Genomic DNA, 974 nt, shown 5'->3' with positions numbered 1-974 from the left:
CTGCGTCCCTTGGTCGCTGTGGTGCACGACGCTTTGGGGCTGACGCTGCCCCACAGCCATGTCGAGTGCCTGCACGACGAGCTCCGTCTTGAGGTGGCCAGCCATGGCCCAGCCGACGACTTTACGGCTCCATGCGTCAAGCACGACGGCGAGGTAGAGGAAACCGGCGTGCGTCGGAATGTACGTGATGTCAGCCACCCAGAGGTGGTCGGGTCCAGGGGCCGCGAAGTTGCGGTCGACCAGGTCGGGCGCAGGGCGTGCGCGCTCGTCGCGCGTCGTGGTGACGCACCACCTGCGGCGGCTGACGCCCTCAAGGTGCGCTGCCCGCATGAGACGGGCGACACGCTTGCGGCCGATGTGCACGCCCTCTGCCGCGAGTTCGGCGTGGATGCGCGGCACGCCGTAGGTGCCGTCGCTCATCGTGTGGATGGCGCGAATGCGCTTGCTGAGGCCCGCGTCCGCGACCGCGCGCTTCGAGGGCAGGCGCGTCCGCCACACGTGGTAGCCGCTCTCGGACACCTCCAGGACACGACAGAGCGTCGTGATGCTGTGGACGGCCTGGTTCGCCTTCACGAGTCGGTACGCCGCTTGGGCGTCGCCACGGATTCCTGCGCGAACCAGGCCGCAGCTTTTTTTAGGATGTCACGCTCCTCACGCAGCACCCGCACCTCGCGCCGCAGCCGCTCGAGTTCGGCGCGCTCGTCCGAGGCGGCACTGCTCGCCCTCGGAGCTGGCCTGCTCTCGCCGTTGCTGCTGGGAGCGCTACGGCCACTACCCTCCAACTGCTTCTTCCAGTTGCGGATGCTCTGCTCGGTGCAGCCGAACTCTCGTGCGAGGCTTTTTCCGGAGCGGCCGGCTTTCAACAGCTCGACGACCCGCTCACGGAACTCCGGCGGGTATGGGGGACGTGACTTCGGCATCGTGGGACCCTTTTCGCACAGCGGGTGGAACTCCACGAAACCGGGGCAACTTCA

Annotated in this window: 1 pseudogene; it reads right to left on the bottom strand. The window is 67.7% G+C overall.

Going from position 1 to position 974, the window contains the following annotated elements:
• Positions 1-920 (bottom strand): annotated as a pseudogene (locus tag FMP39_RS37130) (IS3-like element ISMxa1 family transposase); the annotation flags it as partial.
• Between the last annotated feature and the right edge of the window lie 54 nt (positions 921-974).

Origin of the sequence: Myxococcus sp. AB056 (genome assembly GCF_006547365.1) — a bacterium.
GTDB classification, from domain to species: domain Bacteria; phylum Myxococcota; class Myxococcia; order Myxococcales; family Myxococcaceae; genus Myxococcus; species Myxococcus virescens.
Note: the sequence above shows the minus strand (reverse complement) of the source record. Positions and strands in the feature narration are given on the sequence as shown.